Annotated in this window: 14 protein-coding genes and 1 pseudogene; 8 read left to right on the top strand and 7 right to left on the bottom strand. The window is 65.2% G+C overall.

Features of this window, described 5'->3' with window-relative positions; translation table 11 throughout:
- Positions 1-94: 94 nt before the first annotated feature.
- Complete coding sequence (locus FJ430_RS29145) at positions 95-694, bottom strand: NADPH-dependent F420 reductase (RefSeq protein WP_140704993.1); 600 nt, start codon at positions 692-694, stop codon at positions 95-97.
- Between the two features lie 174 nt (positions 695-868).
- Positions 869-1,602 (bottom strand): annotated as a pseudogene (locus tag FJ430_RS29140) (SDR family NAD(P)-dependent oxidoreductase).
- Positions 1,603-1,867: 265 nt separating this feature from the next.
- Between FJ430_RS29140 and FJ430_RS29135 the strand changes: the two are divergent.
- On the top strand, positions 1,868-2,764 hold the full coding sequence (locus tag FJ430_RS29135) for a LysR family transcriptional regulator (protein ID WP_140704995.1): 897 nt from the start codon (positions 1,868-1,870) through the stop codon (positions 2,762-2,764).
- Positions 2,765-2,895: 131 nt separating this feature from the next.
- Here FJ430_RS29135 and FJ430_RS29130 read toward each other — a convergent pair whose 3' ends face one another.
- The gene (locus FJ430_RS29130) at positions 2,896-4,392 is read right to left on the bottom strand and encodes an HAL/PAL/TAL family ammonia-lyase (protein ID WP_140704997.1); all 1,497 of its coding nucleotides are present in this window, start codon (positions 4,390-4,392) and stop codon (positions 2,896-2,898) included.
- A 261-nt stretch (positions 4,393-4,653) separates the two neighbouring features.
- Here FJ430_RS29130 and FJ430_RS29125 point away from each other — a divergent pair, with 261 nt between their 5' ends.
- Positions 4,654-4,923, top strand: coding sequence for a hypothetical protein (locus FJ430_RS29125; RefSeq protein ID WP_226891947.1), 270 nt, complete (start codon positions 4,654-4,656; stop codon positions 4,921-4,923).
- Between the two features lie 183 nt (positions 4,924-5,106).
- On the opposite strand, the gene FJ430_RS29120 is transcribed toward FJ430_RS29125, so the two are convergent.
- A complete protein-coding gene (locus FJ430_RS29120; RefSeq protein ID WP_140704999.1) occupies positions 5,107-6,009 on the bottom strand; it encodes an SDR family oxidoreductase in 903 nt (300 codons plus the stop codon).
- Between the two features lie 98 nt (positions 6,010-6,107).
- Here FJ430_RS29120 and FJ430_RS29115 point away from each other — a divergent pair, with 98 nt between their 5' ends.
- Both FJ430_RS29115 and FJ430_RS29110 read left to right on the top strand, forming a co-directional pair.
- Positions 6,108-6,944 carry a helix-turn-helix transcriptional regulator gene (locus FJ430_RS29115; protein WP_140657364.1) on the top strand — a complete coding sequence of 279 codons (837 nt, stop codon included), beginning with the start codon at positions 6,108-6,110 and terminating at the stop codon, positions 6,942-6,944.
- A 111-nt stretch (positions 6,945-7,055) separates the two neighbouring features.
- Positions 7,056-7,391, top strand: coding sequence for a hypothetical protein (locus FJ430_RS29110; RefSeq protein ID WP_181175332.1), 336 nt, complete (start codon positions 7,056-7,058; stop codon positions 7,389-7,391).
- Positions 7,392-7,527: 136 nt separating this feature from the next.
- On the opposite strand, the gene FJ430_RS29105 is transcribed toward FJ430_RS29110, so the two are convergent.
- Positions 7,528-8,508 (bottom strand): LysR family transcriptional regulator, encoded by a 981-nt coding sequence (locus FJ430_RS29105; RefSeq protein ID WP_140705002.1) that lies wholly within the window; start codon positions 8,506-8,508, stop codon positions 7,528-7,530.
- 85 nt (positions 8,509-8,593) lie between these two features.
- Between FJ430_RS29105 and FJ430_RS29100 the strand changes: the two genes are divergently transcribed.
- Positions 8,594-9,421, top strand: coding sequence for a class I SAM-dependent methyltransferase (locus FJ430_RS29100; RefSeq protein ID WP_140705004.1), 828 nt, complete (start codon positions 8,594-8,596; stop codon positions 9,419-9,421).
- 95 nt (positions 9,422-9,516) lie between these two features.
- Positions 9,517-10,020, top strand: coding sequence for a hypothetical protein (locus tag FJ430_RS29095; protein ID WP_140646896.1), 504 nt, complete (start codon positions 9,517-9,519; stop codon positions 10,018-10,020).
- On the opposite strand, the gene FJ430_RS29090 is transcribed toward FJ430_RS29095, so the two are convergent.
- Positions 10,017-10,556, bottom strand: coding sequence for an Lrp/AsnC family transcriptional regulator (locus FJ430_RS29090; RefSeq protein ID WP_140705006.1), 540 nt, complete (start codon positions 10,554-10,556; stop codon positions 10,017-10,019). The two genes, FJ430_RS29095 and FJ430_RS29090, sit on opposite strands and share 4 nt — an antisense overlap.
- A gap of 48 nt (positions 10,557-10,604) precedes the next feature.
- On the opposite strand from FJ430_RS29090, the gene FJ430_RS29085 reads away from it, so the two are divergent.
- Entirely contained in the window at positions 10,605-11,789 is a 1,185-nt protein-coding gene (locus FJ430_RS29085; protein ID WP_140705008.1) for an MFS transporter, read from the top strand.
- Between the two features lie 95 nt (positions 11,790-11,884).
- Entirely contained in the window at positions 11,885-12,310 is a 426-nt protein-coding gene (locus FJ430_RS29080) for a GNAT family N-acetyltransferase (protein ID WP_140646893.1), read from the top strand.
- Here the strand turns inward: FJ430_RS29080 and FJ430_RS29075 are convergent, their stop codons facing one another.
- Positions 12,311-13,426 carry an anhydro-N-acetylmuramic acid kinase gene (locus tag FJ430_RS29075; RefSeq protein WP_140646892.1) on the bottom strand — a complete coding sequence of 372 codons (1,116 nt, stop codon included), beginning with the start codon at positions 13,424-13,426 and terminating at the stop codon, positions 12,311-12,313.
- Between the last annotated feature and the right edge of the window lie 107 nt (positions 13,427-13,533).

Here is a 13,533-nt window from a genome sequence, read left to right as displayed (position 1 = left end):
ACGATGAGCGATCGTTCCGAAGGCGACGCAGGCGGTGGGCCCGTTGGCGCGAAGTCTGCCGAACTCGAGCGGGAATGACGGGGTCGTAGATCGGTTACTGCTCCTTCTTGAACAAATCCTGGAAGATGAGCTGGCCCCAAGTGCGGCCGCGTGCGTGCACCAGCGCGCCACCTTCGTTGAGCTTTCCCAGCTTGACGGGTGCAAACCCGAGTTGTTTGGCCAAGGCCGCCACGGGAGCGGTCGCGTCCTCGTCGTCGCTCGACAGAAAGACGACCCGGTGGCCGCCCTCGACGACCGGATCGGCAGCCAGGGTGGCCGCAATCAGGTGATTGAAACCTTTCACGAACTTGGCGCCGGTGAACGACTTCGCGACGAAGGCGGAGGACGGGAGGCCGTCCAGCTCTTCAGGTACAGGAAACGCGTTCATCGCGTCGATGACCGTCTTGCCTTTCCAGCTCGGCAGGGCTTTCGCAACCTCGCGATGCTCCCCGAACGGGACCGCCAGGATGATTGTGTCGGCCTCGAGTGCTTCCCGCAGCGACTTGGCGACGACCGTGGGTCCAATCGCCCGAGCCTGTGGCGCCAACGCCTCGGGCTGCCGGCGGCTCGCGACGGTCACATCGATGTTTTTACGGGCGAAGGCGTGGGCGAGAGCCTGGCCTACCTTACCGAATCCTACGATTGCATAGCTCATAATATTTCTCCGATCCGTGTTGATGTTGATTCCCAGGCCTTCAACGGCGCTGGGTTATCCGTCCCGCTGTGTGCCGACCTTCGCGGAGACGTCCCCTAGTGGACGACCGGGCCGACCGTTCAGCGCGGAAGTCGTTTCGCCATGGGCGCGTTATTCCCGCGATCAGGCGCGATTTCAGATGGCCGAGAAGCCGCCGTCGACAGACAGCTCCACCCCATTCACGAAGCTGGAATCGTCCGAAGCAAGAAACAGCGCGACCGCCGCAATTTCCTCGGGACGCCCCATCTTTCCCCGCGGGATCAGGGATTCGAACATCTGCTTCGCCTCCTCGGTGAGAACCTGGTCCTGCATCGGTGTGGCGATCGGCCCCGGGCTCAGCACGTTCACCCGGATATTCCTGCCCTTCAGTTCGTTGAGCCAAGTGCGTGCGAATGAGCGCAACGCCGCCTTGCTCGCCGCATACACGCCGTAGCCAGGAAAACCTTTCACCGAAGCAACTGACCCGGTCATGAAGATCGATCCGCCATCGTTGAAGAGCGGCAGCGCTTTCTGAACTGCAAACAGCGTGCCGCGCGCATTCAGGCCGAAGGTCGCATCGAAGTGCTGCTCGGTGATCTCGCCCAGAGGGACGGCTTCGCCCGTGCCGGCGCTCGCGTACAGGACGTCGATCTTGCCCTTTTCCCGCTTGACCGTATCGAACAGACGGTCGAGGTCGTCGAGATTGGCCGCGTCGCCACGCACACCGGTCACGTTCCGGCCGATCAGCCTTGCGGCCTCGTCGAGCGCCTCCTGTTTCCGGCCCGTGATGAAAACATAGGCGCCTTCTTCAACGAACCGCTTGGCGCTGGCCAGTGCCATGCCGCTCGATCCACCTGTGATGCTGCAACCTTACCATCTAACTTTCCCATGACTTCCTTCCAGGCTCCATTTTTGGTCGTTCGGGGAGGCCCCGAGAACCTCAAGATGGGGCGGCCGCAGTCAGGCGTTGAGTGCGGAAGCGCGCACATCGGTGGTGCGAAATCGATCCGGTTGGACGATTGACGCAAGCCATGACGATCGGTTGTCCGCCGTTTGGAATTCGGCCGCGCTTGTCCGCTTAGGCTATGACGACCGCCCGTTCTGCTGTTAGATGCGGGCTTTGGAAGGCGCACCTCGGTGGTGCTGGATTGCACCATGATCGACTGGGATGACGTTCGCTACTTTCTTGCCGTCGCGCGCGCAGGCTCGGTGCGGGCTGCCGCCGAGCGCCTCGGAGTGAACCACTCGACCGTGCTGCGACGCGTCGCTCAGCTCGAGGAACGGCTCGGGGCGCACATGTTCGAGAAGCTGCCTTCGGGCTATCGCCTGACGGCTGCGGGGGAGGAGGTCCTCGAGCTCGCCGACCAGATGGAAGTGTCGTCGCACCAGCTGGAGACGCGCGTCCTTGGCCGCGACCAGAGCGTGCGCGGGTTACTGCGGGTGACACTGGCGCCGCCGCTGGCGACACACCTGCTCATGCCGGACTTCTCCGATTTCGCGCGTCTGTATCCGGACATCGAGATGGAAATCTTGTCGTCCGGCGAGCTGGCAAATCTGACCAACCGCGAGGCCGACGTCGCGATCCGCGTCGTCTACGACCGCAAAACCCTGCCGCTCAATCTTCACGGCCTCAAGGGATCGGATGTATTCGGCGGTATCTACATGTCCCGCGATCGACTGGCCGCGTGGCATGCGGGCGCGCCTGATCCCATCCGGTGGATCGTCATAAGCATTCATGGAATCCCGGACTGGGCCCACCCGGGTGAGGTTCGCGCCGCCGAGGTTCCGTTCAGGGTCACGGATGCCGAGGCGCAGGTCGTCGCGGTGCGGCAGGGGCTCGGGATGACGACGCTGCCGTGCTTCGTGGGAGATGCCGACCCTCTGCTGGCGAGGGTGCCGGGTACCGACCTGCACATGTACGGAACGCTCTGGCTTCTCACGCAGGGGGAGACACGCAAGACGAAGCGCGTGCGGCTCTTCACCGAGTTCGTATCCCGCAGGCTCGCCGCCTACGCGCCGCTTCTCGCGGGACTGTCCTTATCGCCGGACTGACGCGCGACAGGTAGCCGGCGACGCTTGCCGCAATCCGGCCGGAAGCCGAGCTGCGTCGACGAGGGTGTCTACCAACAGACGAAACGTCCGGGCCGACTGACGCGGCGCTGGTAGCGGGCCTGTGGTCCGCTCTACAGCCGAGGCCCCGCCACCATGCGCGCCACCCGCGCCATGTCGGCGCTCATTTCGCGGTCGTCGTCGAGCGGGGCGACCAGCGCCCGCACGGCCTCATAGCTGCGCCGCGGCCCTTCGCCCATGCTGTCCAGCACGCCGCGCAGCTCGACGCCGGTGGCGGCGAAGATCAGTTCCATCGCCACCAGATAGCGCAGGCGTTCTATGATAGCGGCGGTCTTGGCTACCACGCGTGGCGCCATCGACGACTGGTCCTCGACGCCATCCGAGATGGCCAAGGGGCTGAGCGACATCGGATTGGCAAGGTGGCGGATCTCGGCTTCGAGCGCCGCGATCGGCTTCTGCAGTTCCGCATATCCCTGGCGGCTGCCGCCTTTGGCCGACAGGAACCGGGGCAGCTCCGCCACCGTCGGCGACATCAGCTTCATCGAGCGATTGGCGGTGCCGACGGCGCAATGCGCCAGCGCCTGGCCGAGATTTTCCCAGGTCAGCGTGAAAGCGGTCAGGTCGAAATTGCCGTTGGAGACGACCCGCTCAGCCTCCGGCAGGATGACCGGATTGTCGCCCGAATGACCAAGCTCGATCTCCGTCGCCAGCTTCGCCTGCTCATAGGCGTGCAGCAGGCCGCCCCACACCTGCGGAACGCAACGGAAGCTGAGCGGATCCTGCAGGCGTCGCGCGGCATTCTCCTGCCACAGCCCACTGCCCGAAAGCTCCGTCCGCAGCCGCGCGCCGATCTCGACTTGGCCGAAGGCCGGCCGCGCTGCCAGCGCATCCTCGTCGATGGCCTTGAGGGACGAGCGGAATGCCTCGTAATTCAGCGCCACCGCCGCCAGCGACCAGTCGATCAGGCATGCGATCTCCTCGAGGGCGAGACAGGCCGTTCCGGTTGAAAGGCTGTTGGCGACGATGATGGCGTGGCCGTCCTTCTCGCGCAGGGCGAGCGGTTCGAGCCCGGCGAGCTTGAGCGCCTCGGTCGATGGCATGATCCTGCCCTGATATTCGCTCTCGCCGTCGCCGCGCAGCGCCCTGGCCAGATGACCGAGCGGCGCAAGGTCCGCGGCGCCCACCGATCCCCAGCTCGGAATGACCGGATGAACGCCTGCGTTGAGCGCCGCGACCAGGCCCATGACGACGCCCTCCGACGTGCCTGTGCCGCCCGCGGCCATGCCGCAGATGCGCGCGACCATCAGCGCCCGCACAGCCTCGGTCGGCAGCGACGGCCCGGCGCCCATCGAGTGGCTGAGCGGCACGCTGTGCTGGAAGGCGATCAGGTCGGCCTCGGCGAGCGGCGTGTCGACACACGCGCCAAGCCCGGTGGTGACGCCATAGAGCGGCTTGCCGAGCTGGGTGAGATGCTCGATGAGTGCCCGGCTGGCGCGGATGCGGCGCATGGCTTCCTCGCCGAGCGCGAGCCGGGCATTGCGTCGTGCGATCTCGGCGACGTCTTCCGTACCAAGCGGCTTGGCGTCGAGGACGATCACTCTGGCTGTCATCGGGCTATTCCTTGGCCTTCGGGAACGGTGGCCGAACGAATGCAGGATATCCGGCATCGGCGCCGGCCATTGTCGAAAATCCGCCGTCGCGACTGCCGTTATCTTTCTTCGATTGGCGATACGGCAGGCAAAAATCGGACGCCGATGTCACAACAGGCCGAGCCTCGCTCGCCTTGAAGTCGGCGGCGGGCAAACGGGAACTTTTGCTCTGCTGGCGATTTTGGATATGCTGCAGATCCAAATTGCCAGAAGGTCGCTGCCATGACGAAACATTTTGCAATCGCCGCGCTCACGCTTGCCGCGGCAGCCGCGATGGCCGGCCCGGTTGCCGCCGGCGAACATCGCCACCGCGTCACCGAACAGGAACGTTATGTCCCGGCCAGCGACGATATCATCGAGACGCTGTTTGGCGGGCCGCGCTATTACGATCAGCAGATGACCAACACGGCGGCGGGCGCCTGCGCGTATCACCGCGTCGGACCGGACGCGAATGCGGTGAACGACATCAACGACCACTATTGCGGGAAGTAGGGTTCCCCGACGGTATTCCTCCGGAGCCGGCGACAGCGCCGACGCGGCCGCCCTGATGAACAGCCATCTGGTCGACCTTCTGTCCGGGCTCGACCTCACCGACAAGGTCGAAAAGTCTGACAGCCTGGCGCACCTGCTGCAGACTGCGGTCCAGCCGGGTCGCTGAACCGCCGGAGGACTGGGCTAGGCCGCGGCCGCCTGCGAATAATCCATCCGTTCGAGATCGGCGATCAGGCCGGGTCCGGACGGCTGCCAGCCGAGATGCGCGCGCGTCCATTCGCTCGAGGCCGGCATATCGAGACCGGCGAAGATCGAAAGCCATCCGAAATGATCGGCCGCTTCTTCCTGCGGGAGCGAGACCACCGGCACGTCGAGGCCGGCGCCGATCACTTCCGCGATCTCGCGCATGGCGATGCCTTCCTCGGCGACGGCGTTGTAGCGCACGCCGGCTTCCTGCTTGTCCAGCGCCAGACGGTAGAGCTTGGCGACATCCAGCACATGCGCCGCCGACCACCGGTTGCGGCCCTCGCCAAGATAGGCCGACACGCCCTTGGCGCGCGTCTGCGCGATCAGCGGCGTGATCAGGCCTTGCTTCATCGTGTCATGCACCTGCGGCAACCGCACCACCGATACCTTGACGCCCTTCTCGGCCATCGCCGCACCGGTAAGCTCGGACAGGATACGCGGATTGCGGTGTTCGGTGTTGAAGATGTCTTCTCTCGCCGGCTGTCCGTGTTCGGCAGAACCCATGCCCACACCCGAGGTGATGATGAGCAGCCGGTCCGACCCGGCGAGCGCCCCGCCCAGCGCTTCGATCACGCGCTTGTCCTTCTCGCAATTCGCGACGAAATTCGAGAAATTGTGATCGAAGGCGGTGTGGATCACCGCATCCGACTTCGCCGCGCCGTCGCGCAGGCTGTCGAGGTCTTCGATGTCGCCGCGATGGGGCTCGGCTCCGGCAGCCGCAAGCGACCGCGCACCGGCTTCGGAGCGGGTCAGGCCGAGCACCTGATGGCCCGCGGCGAGAAGCTCAGGCACGATTCTGGAACCGATGAAGCCGGTAGCGCCGGTGAGGAATACACGCATGGGAGATCTCCGCTTGTTGTTCGGAGGCCTTATTTGCGCTATAAATCATTCTGTTAAAGTAGTGACTTTATCATGGTATAACAGCCAACAGGATCGCAATGCCAGCCGAGACGGCCAACAAGCTGGGCACCTTTCTACGGGACCGCCGCATGCGCCTCGATCCGGCCGCCTTCGGTTTTGCCACGGGGCGGCGGCGCACCCAAGGGCTGCGCCGCGAAGAAGTGGCACAGCGCGCCAATATCAGCCCGACCTGGTACACCTGGCTGGAGCAGGGACGGGGCGGCGCGCCCTCGGCGGACGTGCTCAACCGCATCGCGACCGGGCTGATGCTGACCGAGCCCGAACGCGAGCATCTGTTCATGCTGGGTCTCGGCCGGCCCCCGGAGGTCCGCTACAGAAACGTCGACAGCGTGACGCCGCGCCTGCAGCGCGTCCTTGACGCTTTGGACCCCAGCCCGGCGATCATCAAGACCGCGACATGGGACGTGGTTGCCTGGAACCGTGCAGCCGCGGCGATGCTAACCGACTATTCCAAGCTGCCGCGCGAGCAGCGCAACATCCTTCGTCTGATGTTCGGCAACTCGCGCGTGCGCGACGCGCAGGACGATTGGGAGAGTGTCGCGCGCTTCGTGGTCGGATCGTTCAGGGCGGATGCCACGAGGGCGGGCGCAGGCGCGGAAATCACCCAACTCGTCGAAGAGCTTTGCCGGATCAGTCCGGAATTCGAGGCGCTGTGGCGCGACAACGACATCGTGCCGGCCCACGGCGAGGGCGTGAAGCGCCTGCGGCATCCCGAGATCGGGCTGATCGAGCTGGAGTTCTCCGTCTTTGCGGTCGATGGCCGCCCGGAACTCGGCATGATCGTCTACAATCCCGCCACGCAGGCGGATGCAGAACGTATTCGATCACTAATCGCGGCTCGTTCCGCAGAATGATGGCCGCCATGTGCGGTATTCCGCCAAGGTGCGGCGGCGAAGCGGAAAACAGGTCACAAGGCGACTCGGTTAGGATAATATCCACCGCCCGATTCTTCGTGGAAGATGTCTATGACCTTGAATGAGCTTAGTTGGTCGCCCTCGGAAAAGAAAGTTGCCCGCGCCGCATATGACAAGGCTCTTGAGAGGGCACTGGCCAGCATCATGGCCGAATTCAAAAGACGGGCGAACGCCGCGACCACGCCCTCCGAGATGTGGGAGGTCGAGGACTATCTGAAGGAGCAACGTCGCGATTTGGATCGGACGTTCGACTATCGCTATTCGCAACTGACCGTCGTTTTCGCAACTCTCATCCGGCAAGGATACCTGGACGAGGACTTACTCTCGGGTCTGTCGGAAGAAAAACGCGAGGAGACCCGCAGAATGCTTGCGTGGCACAAAGGATAAGGGTTTAGAAGCGTTACCTTCGCCGTCGCACGCTGGATCGCTTGCGGTGGTTGGCCGAAGCTCCTCATGAAGACGCGGCGCATGCGGCCGGCATCGCCGAAGCCGCTCTGTTCGGTCGAGCGGCTTATTGCCTGGCTCAACCGCCTTCACGGGCCTTCGAAGCGTCAGCTTTGCCACCGCCTGCCCGATCGCTTCGGGGGACGTCAGCGGCGCCCGGCTGCCGGATATGGTTGATGAAGGCGCGCAGCTTGGGCAGCACCTGGTGCCTTTCCGGGTAATAGAGAAAGACGCCCGGCGTGGTCACCGCGAAGCGGCTAAGCAGCGCCTGCAGGCGCCCGTCGGCGATCGGCGCTTCGGCGATCGGGCCTGGCACCTGCGCCAGCCCGACACCCTGGATCGCCGCACCGAGAAGCGAGGGGTAGTCATGCGCGATTAACGGTCCCGAGACGATCGCCTCTATCGTCTTGTTGCCGTCGACAAAGGACCAAGGCGCGACCGAGCCGTTCGAACGGCGCAGGCGCAGGCAGGCATGGTCGCGTAGATCCTCGATGCGCTCGGGCGCCGCGCCCCGGCGCAAGTAATCGGGACTGCCGACCACCACCATCGGAAAGGAGGGCGTCAGCCGGACCGCGACCATGTCGGGCGCGATCAGATCGCCCATCCGGATGCCGGCGTCGAATCCTTCGGCCGCGAGATCGGCGAGCTCGCCGCTGGCGACGATCTCCAGCTCGATCTCGGGATAGGCCTGGCAGAAGGAGGCGACCATCGGCTCCAGCAGCATCGGCACCACGGCCGGCGGTACCGAAAGGCGCAGGAGCCCCGCCGGCCGCTGGCCCATCCCGCGCGCGATCTCGCTTGCCGCGATCAGTTCCTCGAAGGCCGGCCGGGCACGCGCGAAAAAGCGCTCGCCGGCTTCCGTCAGGCCGACGCTGCGCGTCGTGCGGACGAAGAGCGCAGCGCCGATGCGCGCCTCGAGCGTTCGTATCGCCTGGCTGATCGCCGACGGGGTGACGGCGAGCTCGGCTGCCGCCTTGCGAAAATTGCGGTGCCTTGCGACGCTTAGGAATGCCTCGACACCATCGAGCGCGCCGTGCCTGACTGTGAAGTTCTGCTTCATGACCCATCGACATTATCGTGGATAGTGGTTCGCGGAAAGCGGCCGTATTTCTTGCGTGACTTTGGAAGCCTGAAGGGAAATGGCAATGACCGATGAACTCGATCGCGTGCGCGATCACTATCGCGCGACCGGCCTGACCGATCGGTTGAAGACCGCGCTGGCGGTGTTTGGACCCGAGCAACAGCGGCTGAAGCCCGAGCAACTGGCGACCCTCGATCAGTTCCACACCCGCGGGCTGGCCGCGACGGCGGAGCTCGCCGATCTTGCCGTCATCACCGCCGACATGTCGGTGCTCGACGTCGGATCTGGCATCGGCGGGCCGGCTCGCTTCCTGGAGGCGACATATGGCTGCGCGGTGACCGGTGTCGATCTCAGCGAACCCTTCGTCGAGGCCGCGCACTATCTGACAGCGCGAACCGGGCAGGCCGGCCAAGTGTCGTTCGAAGCCGGTAGCGCTTTGTCGCTTCCCTTCGAGGATGGCCGTTTCGACGCCGCGCTTTTGCAGCATGTGGCGATGAACATCGCCGACCGGCCGTTGCTCTACCGCGAGGTCAGGCGCGTTTTGAAGCCGGGCGGAAAATTCGCGACATTCGACGTCGTGCTGAATGGTGGCGATCCGCTCTATCCAGTGCCCTGGGCGAAGACGCCGGGCGAAAGCTTCCTGTTGACGGCCGAGGAGACCTGCGAAGCGATCGAAGCCGCCGGCTTCGGCACGCTCGTCCGCCGTGACGACACGGCTGCCGCCAAGGCCTGGTTCGCCGAGCTCCGTGCCTCCGGCCCGCCGCCTTCGCTCAATCTCGGGGTCGTCATGGGCCAGGGTTTCGCCGAATTCGCCACCAACCTCGGGCGCAATCTCATGGAGGGACGGCTGGGCATTCTGACGGCTGTGTTTGAAGCCGTTCCGGTCAATTGAGCAATTCCAGGAAAAGTGGTCAGCGGTTAGGCTCGGCGGCTTGGCCGTAGCCTTCCGTCCGGAATTGCGAAAAACCAACACTGAAGGAGGCGAAGATGTCACCAGCGATGATCTTCAACATCCACCTCGCGCTCGGCTACGTGCCGTGGCTGCTTTGCTTCGTCGCCTATATCTGGCCGAGGCTGAGGTCGATGGAGCCGATAGAGGCGCAGCGCGCGATAGCAACGCTGCACAGCTTCCGCTTCTTCGGCCTCGTCTTCCTCATCCCGGGCGTGGTCGGTCCCGACCTTGCTCCTGACTTCGCAAGCTTCGCCGCCTATGGCGACTTCGCCACCGGTCTGCTCGCCATGCTGGCGCTGCTCGCGGTGGCGAGGCCTGCGATCTTCTGGCCGTTGGTCGTCGCCTTCAACGTCGCGGGCGTGGTGGACCTTGTCGGCGACTACTATCTCGGCACCGTGCTCGACCTTCCTGGCCATGCCGGACAGTTGGGCGCGACCTATGCGATCCCGATCCTCTACGTGCCGCTGCTGATGATCACGCATGTCGCGGCGTTCTATCTGCTGGCGCGTTCCAGGCGCCACCAGATCGCGGCGACTTAATAAACCGGTGTCGCCATATGCTTCGGCGCCGGCCATTCGCTCGTGATCTCGGGCTGCACCGGCCGCTCGAGATAGGTCGACAGCACGACATAGCTGCGTGTCGAGGTGACGCCGGGCGTGTCGTAGAGGCGGGCCAGCAAGCCTTCCAGCGCCCGCGTGTCCTCGGTGCGCACCTTGAGCAGCATGCAGGTGTCGCCGGCGACCGTGTGGATTTCCTCGACTTCCGGATATTTGGAGACCGCCATCAGTTCCGGCGTCTTGCCCCAGCCCCTTGTGTCGATATGCACGAAGGCCAGCAGCGGCTTCTTCACCGCCCTCGGATCGATGATCGCCGAGGTGGCGCGGATGGCCCCGCTGCGCTTCAATCGCTTGACCCGCTCATGCGCCGCCGGCGGCGACAGGCCGACGCGCTCGCCCAGATCGGCATAGCTGATGGTCGCGTCCTCGACCAGAACGCCTAATATCTTTCGGTCGATCGGGTCGATCTCGCGGACCGGATGCTTGTTCCGCTGAATGTCATCTGTTTCTGCGTCCATATGGAAATTCTCCATTGATGCGGAATTCAATTCGGCCATTATGGAGATATGTCGAACACCAATCAATCTGCAATTATGACCCACGCGCCTCGGGCGCCGATACCGGCCGCCGCCTATCTGCTGACCGGCTGCATCGCCGTCATCGGCTCCAATTCCCTGGTTCTGGGACCGATCGCGCCCGCCGTCGCGGCGTCGTTCGGCGCAAGCGTGCCGGCGGTGATGACGGCTGCCGCCGCCTTCGGCCTCGGCACGTCGGCCAGCGCGCTCTTCCTTGCCCGCTACATCGACCGGATCGGCGCGCGCCGCATGCTGCAGGGCGCATTGCTGTTGCTGGCTCTGGCGCTCGTCGCCAGTGCTTTGGCGCCGACGGTCGTGTTGCTCGTCACGGCGCAACTCGTTGCCGGCATTGCCGCCGGCATCGCCATGCCGGCGATCTATGCCAGCTCGGCCGCGATCGCGCCGCCCGGCCGCGAGAGCGGCACCATCGGCGTGGTGCTGACCGGCTGGACGCTTTCGATGGTCGCCGGTGTCTCGCTGTCGGCCGTGATCGCCGATCTCATCCATTGGCGCGCCGTCTTCGCGGCCGTGGCGCTGCTGGCGGGAGCGGCCGTTGCCGGCCTTGCGATGAGTTCGCTGCACGACGTCAGGAAAAGCGGTCCGGCGCCGTCGCCGCTCGGCGCGCTCGCCGTTCCCGGCATCCTGCCGCTGCTCATTGCTTGCGGCGCCTTCATGACCGCCTTTTACGGCGTCTACGGCTATCTCGGCGACCATCTTCATGAAGCCCTCGGCGAGCCGGTCAGCGCCAACGGCCTGGCGGCGGTCGCCTACGGTCTCGGCTTCGGCGCGGCCGCTTTGCTCGATGGCGTCATCGACCGGCTCGGTGCGCGCCGTGTCATGCCGTTCGCCTATCTGCTGGTCGCCGCCGTCTATGTCGCCATCGCCTTGGCAAGCGCCGGCTTCGGCCTGCTGCTTGCGTCAATAGGCGTATGGGGTCTCGCCAACCATTTCGGGCTGAACGTGCTGGTCATGCGCCTCACCGCGCTCGATCCGGCGCGGCGCGGCACCATCATGGGTCTGAACAGCGCGGTCACCTATCTTGCCGTCACTGTCGGCACCGCAGGCTTCGGCCCGCTCTACACGACCCTCGGCTTCGCCAACTGCGCCTTGATCGCCGCGGGACTGATGCTGGTTGCGGCGGGCGCCGCGGCGTGGCGGCCGGCTGGTCCTCGATAACAGGCCTGCCTCACTCTTCGCTTCCGGCCGGAAATCCGTTTCGCACTTTTCCTGGGATTGCTCTAAGGCTGGCTTGCGAACCGGAGTCGCAGCCGATGAAGACGAGCCTCCAGATCACCGCCGAGCCCTTGCCGCAGGACCTCGCTTTCCTGAGCGGGAGCCTCACCGCCTTCAACGATGCCGATGTCGGCGCGTCAGGCAGGAAGGCGCTGGCGGTTATCGTGCGTGACGAACATGGTGTCATCGTCGCCGGCATTTCCGGCTACACCGCCTGGGGCTGGCTCTACGTGCAGTGGCTGTGGGTCGACGAAAGATTGCGCGGCCGGCGCGCAGCCGCCGGCATGCTCGACGCCGCCGAACGGGAAGCCATCGCACGCGGTTGTCACGGTGCCTGGATCGACACCTTCAACCCGGTCGCCGAAAAGGTCTATCGGCGTCAGGGCTACCAGCCGTTCGGCACGCTGCCTGACTTCCCCACCGGCCGCAGCCGCATCTTCCTGCAGAAGAAGCTGCCGTCCTGATCAGCCAGCCAGCTTTCCGCCGCGCATCGGCGCGGGCGCGCCGGTGGTGCTTGGAAAGCTGATCGGCAGGCCGCGCAGCACGCGCACGGCTAGGAAAGCAAAGCATTCCGCCTCCACCGCGTCGCCCTTCCAGCCCAACGTCTCGGCCTGCGCGACCTCGACGCCGGCGCGGCTTTCGAGCATTGCCATCATCGTCGGATTGTGGCGGCCGCCGCCGCTGACCGCCAGCCGCTTCGGCCGGCGCGGCAACAGGTCGAGCGCCTTGCCGACGGCTGACACGGTGAAGGCCGTCAGCAATGCTGCGCCGTCCTCCGCGCCGAGCCCCTCGGCCATCGCTGCGGTGAAGTCGAAGCGGTCGAGCGATTTTGGATAGGGTTTGGTGAGATACGGATGCTGCAGCAGCCGGGCGAGCCGCTCCTCGTCGACCTTGCCGGCAGCCGCCAGCTTGCCGTCGCGGTCCATCTCGCCGAGGCCTTTCGACTTGATGAAATCGTTGACCGGCGCATTGGCCGGGCCGGTGTCGAAGGCGACGATATTGTCCTTGCCGTCCCACCAGGTGATGTTGCCGACACCGCCGAGATTGAGCACGGCGGTGTCGCCGCTGGCGTCCGCCTCTTTAAGCAACGCGGCATGATAGGCCGCGGCTAGAGGCGCGCCTTGTCCGCCAGCCGCGACATCGGCCGAGCGGAAATCATAGGCGACCTTGGTGCCGAGCAGCGAGGCCATCAGCTCGCCATCGCCGAGCTGGCGGGTGCGGCCGATACGTCCCGGCTGCGGAGCGCGATGCAGCACGGTCTGGCCGTGGAAGCCGACGACGCCGATATCGGTCATTCGCATGCCCTGGCTCTCGACCAGATCCCTGACCGCCGCCGATTGCGCGCGCGTCAGCGCCTCCTCGGCTTCGCGAAAGATCGCCGGCTCCGGTCCCTCGAAATTCCAGGCGCGCGCCTGGCGCAGCGTCTCTTCGAGCAAGGTGCGGATCGACTGCGGGTAGGGGGCCAGCGTGTAGGTGCCGGTGTCGGCGATGCGTTCGCCATCGGTCTTGATCAGCGCCACGTCGATATTGCCGTCGAGCACCGTGCCGGTCATCAGGCCGACGGCCCAGATTGGTTCCATGGTCGTTCCTCGAATCGCCCTTCATCCACGTGTCGGATGGATCAGCCCCGCAGGCAAGTCTTTCGCCGCGCCCTTCCAGGTCGCCTTTTGCGCCAAATGGCGAAAAT

It is taken from the genome of Mesorhizobium sp. B2-8-5 (assembly GCF_006440675.2).
Classification (GTDB): domain Bacteria; phylum Pseudomonadota; class Alphaproteobacteria; order Rhizobiales; family Rhizobiaceae; genus Mesorhizobium.
The sequence above is the reverse complement of the archived record's forward strand: the minus strand, read 5'-3'. Positions and strand labels throughout refer to the sequence as shown.